The sequence below is a fragment of the Levilactobacillus paucivorans genome, assembly GCF_001437125.1.
Lineage (GTDB): Bacteria > Bacillota > Bacilli > Lactobacillales > Lactobacillaceae > Levilactobacillus > Levilactobacillus paucivorans.
The window spans coordinates 1-1342 of the sequence record NZ_JQCA01000068.1; the positions used below are offsets into that span (position 1 = coordinate 1).

Annotated in this window: 2 pseudogenes; both read left to right on the forward strand. The window is 43.6% G+C overall.

The annotated features are described in order from the left end of the window. Positions 1-135, forward strand: a pseudogene (locus tag IV54_RS06345) (nicking enzyme TraA protein); the annotation flags it as partial. Then, positions 110-1342, forward strand: a pseudogene (locus IV54_RS06350) (DNA topoisomerase); the annotation flags it as partial. The pseudogenes IV54_RS06345 and IV54_RS06350, both read left to right, overlap by 26 nt.

A 1342-nucleotide genomic window follows, 5' to 3' on the forward strand; every position in this document is an offset into this window, starting at 1 on the left:
CTATATGCTCGTGATGAAGATTACCAACGGCAAAAACAAGAACGCGGCTTAAAAGAGACCGAGTGGGAAATGACGAAAAAGCAGCGGCAACATCAAACCCGGAACCGGCATGAAGATTGGGGCATGCACTTGTAATCACAAAATTAGCGACTGGTTAATTGGTATGAATGGTAGCTCATAATGTATTTTATATTGAGAAAAATTTGGTACGTAGAGCGTGCTCGATTAGTTACGTATAGCTGCCAGCCTTGTGTATGGTCTATCAAAGAGACCAGGTAAACAAAACCTTTAAGCCGAAACCCTATTTTGAACTAAATGCTGAAATTATTGCTAATTAGCAAAAATTCGTCGCAAAATTAGACCCCTATCAGCGATTTAAAGACGAAACAGGGCTAATAACATTCATGCAAGCTAAACACGTTCAGAAAGGATCACAGGCTGGTTTAATCAAGGGCATTCAAAACCAGGCTAAAAAGCGTGCTAGTCCCCAACTATTCTCACTATCCAGTCTCCAAAGTGCCATGAATAAACGTTATCACGCCAGTGCCAGCCAGACTTTGGCGGCCATTCAGAGTTTATACGAAGCCAAGTTCCTTAGCTATCCCCGAACCGATTGTGCTTATATCACTGATGAAGAATTTGAGTATTTAATGGCTAATCTGACGAAGTATCTGGGTTTAGTCTCTAAGCAAGTCGCTTTAACCAATACCGCCCCGAATAAGCGCTATGTTAATGGAAAGAAGGTTGAAGAACACTACGCCATTATCATGACTAAAATCGTCCCGACTAAAGATCAATTAGCTGCCTTACCTAAATTACAGCAACAAGTCTATGACTTGGTTTTAAGAACGACGTTAGCGATGTTTGCTGACCCGTACGAGTACGAAGAAACCACCATTATCACTCAGGTTGGCGACACCAATTTTAAAGCAACCGGTAAGGCCCCAACTAAGCAAGGCTGGCAAGCTCTATTTGATGATCACAAAGTCGACCAACAAGAGGCAGCCACCCTACCGATCGTTCACCAAGGCGACCAAGTTCAAGCAAATCTGCAAACACCACAAAAAGAAACGACACCACCGGTACCCTTTACCGAAGGTACCCTGATTACGGCCATGAAGACCGCCGGCAAAACGCTTGATGATGAAGAAGCCCAAGCAATTCTCAAAGATGTGCAAGGCATTGGGACAAGTGCGACCCGGGCTAATGTGCTAGAAGTGTTAAAGAAACGCGGCTATTTAGTTACTGAAAAGAATAAGCTCCACGTCAGTGAAGTCGGGATTACTTTATGTAAAGCGGTCGAACTCGAACCCTTGCTAACTAGTCCAGAAATGACGGCTAA